Origin of the sequence: Catenibacterium sp. (genome assembly GCF_052354645.1) — a bacterium.
Lineage (GTDB): Bacteria > Bacillota_I > Bacilli_A > Erysipelotrichales > Coprobacillaceae > Catenibacterium > Catenibacterium mitsuoka_A.
The window spans coordinates 1-6,960 of record NZ_DAWDDM010000096.1 but is presented as its reverse complement, the minus strand read 5'-3'; the positions used below and the strand labels follow the sequence as shown (position 1 = coordinate 6,960).

Sequence of the window (6,960 nt, the reverse complement as noted above, 5' to 3'; positions counted from 1 at the left end):
ATAGCATAACTTCTGGATTTAAACAAAGAGATCTAGAAATTGCGACTCTCTGTTTCTGACCACCAGATAACTTATTAGGATAAGTATCCTTCTTATCTTCAAGACCTACTTTCTGTAAGTACTTGATAGCCACTGCATTGGCTTCTTCTTCTGTCATACCCATGACCTTAAGAGGTGCAAGTGTTAAGTTTTCTAATACAGTCATATTAGGGAATAAGTTAAAGTGCTGGAATACAAATCCCATTTTACTTCTTAACTTGTTATATTCAGGTGTACCTTCCTTTAAAAGTGCACCATCAATATAAATAGAACCTGCTTCAGGCTTTTCTAAGTGATCAATACATCTAAGTACTGTACTTTTACCACTACCTGAAGGTCCAATAAGGCAGACAATTTCACCCTTCTTTAAAGTAAGAGATACATCATCTACAGCCTTTAATTTACCAAATTTTTTTGTAATGTGATCCACCTGGATCATGATATCGTTAGTCACTGACAGCTAATCTCCCTTCTACATATCTTGCGATGGCTGAAATACAAAGTGTCATTACTAAATAAATAGCACCTGTTGCAGTTAAAGGTACAAGATAGTTAAATGTATTGGCACCAATAACACTTGCAGTGGCAAGTAATTCTACTGCACCAATTGTGAAAATAAGTGATGAGTCTTTAATTAATGTAATAAATTCACTAATTAGAGGTGGAATGATACGTTTAAATGCCTGTGGTAAAATAACATAACGCATAGTCTGAACATAGTTTAAACCAATTGTTTCACATGCTTCCCATTGACCTTTATCAACACCTAAAATACCAGATCTAATTAATTCTACCTGATAAGCACCACTATTTAAGCTCATAGCAATTAAACCACATACATATGGATCAGCCTGGAATCTTTGTCCTATAATAGACTGAACAACAGTAGGTACTGCCAAGTATAAGAACATGATCTGTAATAGCATTGGTGTGCCACGGAAGATTTCTACATAAATATTTCCAATTGCTCTTAATACAAAATGTTTTGAAAGTTTTAAAGCCGCACCAATAATTCCAAGAATAACACCGAAGAATAAAGCCCCTATTGCAAGTAATAGAGAGTACTTTGCACCAGTGAAAATCATGAATTGAATATTAGACGGCGTAAGAATATCCATAATTGTTTTCATTCGCATTGACTCCTTAACAATAAAAAATTAAGTGCAGACAGAACATATCTGCACTTATGTGATTAATAAATTAGCAACCCCATTTAGTTTTTAATTCGTTGTATTTATCAGATTTAACAAATTCATCAACTGCTTTGTTAACGTCTTTCATTAACTTGTCGTTACCCTTTTTAGTGATGATCATGTTTTCTTCTTTGATTAATGGTTCATCAATCATCTTTAAGCCAGCATTCTTAGCATAGTTTTCAGCAACTGCACCATCAAGAACAACTGAATCTAATCCACCAGATTTTAAAGTTTCTACTAAGATTTTAGCATCTTTTACAGTAGTAACTTGAGCACCTTTAATATCTTTTGCAGCATCTACACCAGTAGCACCTAACTGAGCACCAATCTTTTTACCTTCAAGATCAGATACTTTTGAGAAAGTAGAATCACCTTTTACTAAAGCAATCTGTTCAGAAGTGTTATATGCATGAGACCAAAGAATGTTTTTCCAATCTTTATGATAAGTGAAACCAGAAATACCTAAATCAACCTGATCAGAAGTGAGTGAAGATGAAATAGCATCAAAGCTTAAAGCTTTAAATTTGTAAGAATAGTTACCACCATTCTTGTTCATGATCTTAACTAATTCCTTAGTCATATCAATATCGAATCCAACCATTTCTTTCTTATTGTTGTAAGATTCATATGGTGGATAGTCTGGAGATACCCCAATTAATAATTCAGTTTTACCGTTAGATGATGATCCACAACCAGTCATTCCAACAGCAAGTAACATAACTAATACTACGCTTAATAATTTTTTCATAAATATGCCCTTCCTTTTTTTAATTTAAGAAAACAAAAACGCCTCTTGCTTTCGCAAGAGACGTCAATTAACGCGGTACCACTCTTCTTGATTTATTCCTAAATCCTCTCTTATCCTTAAGGCGGAATACCGATAATCCTATGTATTCAGATTATCCTCTCAAAAGTGCGGTTCATCTAACTTTCCATACTGACCTCTCACCTACGCCAGCTCGCTTAGATTTCTAGTTAAACTACTCTCTTTGTCATTGAGTTTTCTTATGTATGTGTCTTATTATAGTCAGACGATTTTAATTGTCAACAATAAAAATGATATTTTTCATATTTTTATGCAAAATCTATATTTTCTATATATATTTATGTTATTCGCAAACTTTAAACGATTTATTTCACAAAAGAGTGTATTTTATGAAAAACTTTATAAGTAAAATCAATTGGTTTTTCATATTGAGACAAGATCATCTGGATGTTTTCTAAGTCTTCATCCTTCTCTTTTAATGCTTCAATCCATTTTAATGATGCATCATGGAACTGATCAATCATTGTATAAGCATAAATCAATTTATAAGAAACATATATTAGCAATCCGCTCGCACATAAACAAAGAGCAGATAAGAATAATTTCATAAAAATCCCTCTTTTCTGCTCTCATTATATCAAATTGAATTGTTATTTAGAAGCCTCAATCATAAGCTTTGTGATCTTATTAGAGAATTCTACAGGATCATCAATAGAGAATCCAGCAATTAATAGTGCCTGATCAAATAGAATAGATGCATATTCATCAATCTTTACAGGTTCTTTTTCATATACAGACTGTAATGATTTAAATAAATCATGATCTGGGTTGATTTCAAGAATTCTTCCTGCTTTCACACCCTGTGCATCTGGCATCTGGTTTAATACCTTTTCCATTTCAAATGATACACCATCACCACTTGCTAGACATACTGGATGAGATTTTAAACGATGAGATAACTTAACATCCTGTACCTTATCACCTAAAGCCTTCTTAACAATTTCAAGTAATGGCTTATTGTCTTCAGTCTTCTGTTCAAGTTCTTTCTTTTCGTCTTCTGTTTCTAAGTCCAAATCACCCTGAGTGACATTCTTGAATGTCTTAGAATCATAATCTCTCATCATCTGTAAGCAGAATTCATCTACATTATCAGTCATATATAAAACATCATAGCCTTTAGATTTAACAGATTCTACCTGTGGTAATAAATCACATTTTTCTACTGTTTCACCAGAAGCAAAATAGATTTCCTTCTGATCTTCAGGCATAGCTTCTACATATTCCTTTAATGTAATAAGTTCTTTCTTATCAGAAGAATAGAACATAAGTAGGTCCTGAAGCTTATCCTTCAACATACCATAGCTGTTATAGATACCAAACTTCAACTGCATACCAAAGTTTTTGAAGAATGTCACATATTCATCACGATCATCCTTCAACATATTTTCAAGTTCAGTCTGGATACGCTTTTCAATCTTATTAGCCATGACTTTCATCTTTCTATCATGCTGTAACATTTCACGAGAGATGTTTAAGTTTAAATCCTGTGAATCAACTAAACCTTTCACAAATCTGAAGTGTTCTGGCACTAAATCTTCTGCATGATCCATGATGAAGACACCGCGTGAATAAAGCTGTAAGCCTTTCTTATAGTCCTGTGAATAGTAGTTCATAGGTGTTTTAGAAGGAATGAATAATAATGAAGTATAAGAGACAGCACCTTCTACAGTATTATGCATCACTCTTTGAGGGGCTTCAAAATCATTGAATTTAGCCTTATAGAATTCATCATATTCCTCTTTAGTGATATCTTTCTTCTGACGTTTCCATAAAGGAACCTGTGAGTTTAAAGTCTTGTTTTCTACAACATCTTCATATTCATCGCTGTCTTCTTTCTTTCTAGAAGTAGTGACATCCATCTTGATTGGGTAATGAACATAGTCTGAATATTTCTTAACAAGTCTTTCGATTTCATACTGATCAAGATATTTACTGTAATCTTCTTCCTCAGTATCTTTCTTTAAATGAAGTACAATAGTTGTACCATGTGTTGCTTTTTCAGCTTCTTCAATAGTATAACCATCACTTGTATCACTCTTCCATAAGTAACCCTTATCTTCTCCATATTTCTTAGAATAAACATCTACTTCATCAGCCACCATGAAGGCACTATAGAAACCTACACCGAACTGACCAATGATATCTACATCACTGACACCTTTTTCTAAGGCATTCTTGAATTCAAAAGAGCCAGAATTTGCGATAGTACCTAAATGTTCTTCTAGTTCTTCTTTATTCATACCAATCCCTTCATCTGCAATTGTAAGGGTTCTGTTTTCCTTATCAGCAATTAGGTTGATAGCCATATCCTCTCTTGAGAAACCAGAAATATTTTCTTGTAATGCTTTATAATAAAGCTTATCACTTGCATCACTGGCATTCGAAATCAATTCTCTTAAGAAGATTTCCTTATGAGTATAAATAGAATTAATCATTAAATCGAGGAGTCTTTTAGACTCTGCTTTAAATTCTTTCTTATCTGACATTTTTATACGCTCCTTTAGCACTCTAGTATTTTAAATGCTAATGACAGTATACACACCTTTATTAGCATTGTCAATATTTGAGTGCTAAACAATCAAAAAGACTGAAATGAATCAGTCTTAATCCTTCAGTATACTTATATGATAAATATCTTCGATGAGAATGGCTGTTTTATCTAGTAGTATCACTCTTTTATTGATTTCATCAATATCTTTAAACTGACCTCTTACTGTTACGTAAGACCCACCCTCTTTATACTCATCTTCTAGAAAGTAATCTATCGTGATAAAAGGATGTTCTTTTTTATTAATAAGTAGATTGTTAAGTACTCTATTTAATACTTGTCTTTTATCTTCATCTAATATACGTTTTTGAGTCGTAAGTCTTCCTGCTTCACTTATTTTATCTACATGTGTCTTAAGAGCTGCAAAGGGTGCAAACTGAGCCGCTCTATTATTCATGGACATTCTTGGATGATTTATTGAAGTAGGATGTTTCATATTGATTATATCGTCATAATTCATGCATTATGCCCTCCTATCATTTTATTTCTATCTCTAGTTGTGGCCCCTTCCTGAAGATCAGCGCCTTTAAGTAAGGCATTCTTACCATATTTCTTCTTAATATCAAGTGTGACACTCTGCAATTTCTTTTCTTTAGATAAATCCACTTCTATCTTTTCTTCATCAAATAAAGAAAGCTGTTTATAAGTTACAGGAATATCATCATCACTTCTTACCTGTGTTGCATTGAGCTGAATTCTTCTTATTGTAAGTGCATGATTTATATGTGAGTGATAGAAACGTAATAAGGCGTCGCACATGAGCTTATAAGAAGATGTATATCTAACTAAATTAATTGTTCCATGGAGATGCTTTGGAAGCTTTCTGCCATAACGATCTTCCATGATTTCTCCACGATATTCCTTCATATTCTCAATATCATAGCCAATTGTAAGGACAAGCTTATTAGTCACTAGATGTTTTTCAAAGAGATCCATGCTTAAGGATTCTATCATTTCCTTTAAAATGATTTCAGTTTTCTTATAATCATAAGCACATGATAATACCTGACCTGTTCCAATACTTTTAGAAGGTGCCTTGTAGGCTTTAATGGCAGGCATGGTACAAGGTTCCCAACCCCAGGCATGATCAATAAGCAGTTCTGCATTGACTCCAAATAGATTGTATAGTTTTTCTTCATCTTCTAATGAGCATCTTGCGATATCTCCCATTGTATATAAACCTATGTTATTGAGTTTTTTAGAAATACCTTTACCTACTCTCCAAAAGTCAGTCAGAGGCGTATGAGACCATAATAGTTTTCTATAGGCATATGTGTTTAAGTACGCAATGCGTGCTCCCTTCTCATCTGGTTCTTTATGTTTGGCAACTATATCCATCGCGACTTTAGCTAAATAAAGATTCGTTCCTATTCCTGCAGTCACAGTAATACCTACCTCTTTGTATATATCATGAATAATATTTTGAACAAGATGAAAAGCATCTAACTCATATGTATCAAGATAATGTGTTGCATCGATAAAGACTTCATCAATAGAATAGACATGAATATCATCAGGAGAGAAATACTTTAAGTAGATTGAGTAAATACGTGTCGAATATTCAAGATAGAGAGACATACGGGGTTTCGCAATAATATAATCTATAGCTTTATGTTTATTCTTATTAAGATTTGATGCAAGAAAAGAACTTCCCTCAAGTGGTTCTCTTTGATGATTGAGTTCTTTTAGTTTAGAAATCACTTCAAATAATCTTGCACGTCCAGGAAGACCATAGGCTTTTAAACTCGGAGAGACGGCAAGACATATTGTTTTTTCTGTACGTGAGGCATCTGCAACAACAAGATTGGTGTCTAGTGGATCGAGTCCTCTTTCTAGACATTCTACAGATGCATAAAATGATTTAATATCTATTGCAAGATATGTGGGAACATGTGCCATGATTTCACCTCCTTGAGAAGTGTATTATAACACAAAAAGACAGGCATAGCCTGTCTCAAGCATCTTATAAAGCGTTTGCTGCAAGATAACCAGATTCAATAGCTGAATTGATGTCTGCCACCTTATTTGCATCACCAACAACCTGAACATGGATATTCTTTTCTTCTAATGCAGTCATGTCAAATGCGTTAGATCGTGCACCTACTGCAAATACTACATAATCACATGGAAGTGATACTTTACCTTCTGCAGTTTCTGCTTCTACTGTAGTTGCAGTAATTTCTGTTACCTTAGTATTAGTAAACTGTTTAACACCATGCTTTTCAAAATCAGCCATCATTTCTGGACGGATTGTAGTTGATTCTTCTTTCGCAATAGTATCCATCATTTCTACGATACTTACATCATTACCTCTAAGTGCAAGGTATTCAGCTGTTTCAGCACCTACAAGT

At 33.6% G+C, this 6,960-nt stretch carries 8 protein-coding genes and 1 other annotated feature; all 8 genes read right to left on the bottom strand.

The window, feature by feature from the left end:
* The coding region (locus tag ACT8VG_RS05675; RefSeq protein WP_444195378.1) for an amino acid ABC transporter ATP-binding protein at positions 1 to 478 on the bottom strand (478 nt) is incomplete at its 3' end.
* 7 nt (positions 479 to 485) lie between these two features.
* Entirely contained in the window at positions 486 to 1,169 is a 684-nt protein-coding gene (locus ACT8VG_RS05670) for an amino acid ABC transporter permease (RefSeq protein ID WP_444195377.1), read from the bottom strand.
* Positions 1,170 to 1,239: 70 nt separating this feature from the next.
* Positions 1,240 to 1,983: a transporter substrate-binding domain-containing protein gene (locus tag ACT8VG_RS05665; protein WP_117458571.1), complete on the bottom strand. Its 744-nt coding sequence runs from the start codon at positions 1,981 to 1,983 to the stop codon at positions 1,240 to 1,242.
* Between the two features lie 53 nt (positions 1,984 to 2,036).
* Positions 2,037 to 2,240 (bottom strand) — a binding site (T-box leader).
* 126 nt (positions 2,241 to 2,366) lie between these two features.
* Entirely contained in the window at positions 2,367 to 2,609 is a 243-nt protein-coding gene (locus ACT8VG_RS05660; RefSeq protein ID WP_432269454.1) for a hypothetical protein, read from the bottom strand.
* A gap of 42 nt (positions 2,610 to 2,651) precedes the next feature.
* Complete coding sequence (gene htpG, locus ACT8VG_RS05655) at positions 2,652 to 4,547, bottom strand: molecular chaperone HtpG (RefSeq protein ID WP_444195376.1); 1,896 nt, start codon at positions 4,545 to 4,547, stop codon at positions 2,652 to 2,654.
* Positions 4,548 to 4,664: 117 nt separating this feature from the next.
* On the bottom strand, positions 4,665 to 5,069 hold the full coding sequence (locus tag ACT8VG_RS05650) for a hypothetical protein (RefSeq protein ID WP_117458574.1): 405 nt from the start codon (positions 5,067 to 5,069) through the stop codon (positions 4,665 to 4,667).
* A complete protein-coding gene (locus tag ACT8VG_RS05645; RefSeq protein ID WP_444195375.1) occupies positions 5,066 to 6,508 on the bottom strand; it encodes a Y-family DNA polymerase in 1,443 nt (480 codons plus the stop codon). The genes ACT8VG_RS05650 and ACT8VG_RS05645 overlap by 4 nt, the downstream gene beginning before the upstream one ends.
* Before the next feature lie 64 nt (positions 6,509 to 6,572).
* Positions 6,573 to 6,960, bottom strand: a 388-nt coding sequence (locus tag ACT8VG_RS05640) for an FAD-dependent oxidoreductase (protein WP_444195374.1), incomplete at its 5' end; no start/stop codon positions are given.

Coding starts and splice junctions, on each gene's coding strand:
- ACT8VG_RS05670 (WP_444195377.1), bottom strand. CDS start 1,169: ATGAAAACAATTATGGATATTCTTACGCCGTCTAATATTCAATTCATG.
- ACT8VG_RS05665 (WP_117458571.1), bottom strand. CDS start 1,983: ATGAAAAAATTATTAAGCGTAGTATTAGTTATGTTACTTGCTGTTGGA.
- ACT8VG_RS05660 (WP_432269454.1), bottom strand. CDS start 2,609: ATGAAATTATTCTTATCTGCTCTTTGTTTATGTGCGAGCGGATTGCTA.
- htpG (WP_444195376.1), bottom strand. CDS start 4,547: ATGTCAGATAAGAAAGAATTTAAAGCAGAGTCTAAAAGACTCCTCGAT.
- ACT8VG_RS05650 (WP_117458574.1), bottom strand. CDS start 5,069: ATGAATTATGACGATATAATCAATATGAAACATCCTACTTCAATAAAT.
- ACT8VG_RS05645 (WP_444195375.1), bottom strand. CDS start 6,508: ATGGCACATGTTCCCACATATCTTGCAATAGATATTAAATCATTTTAT.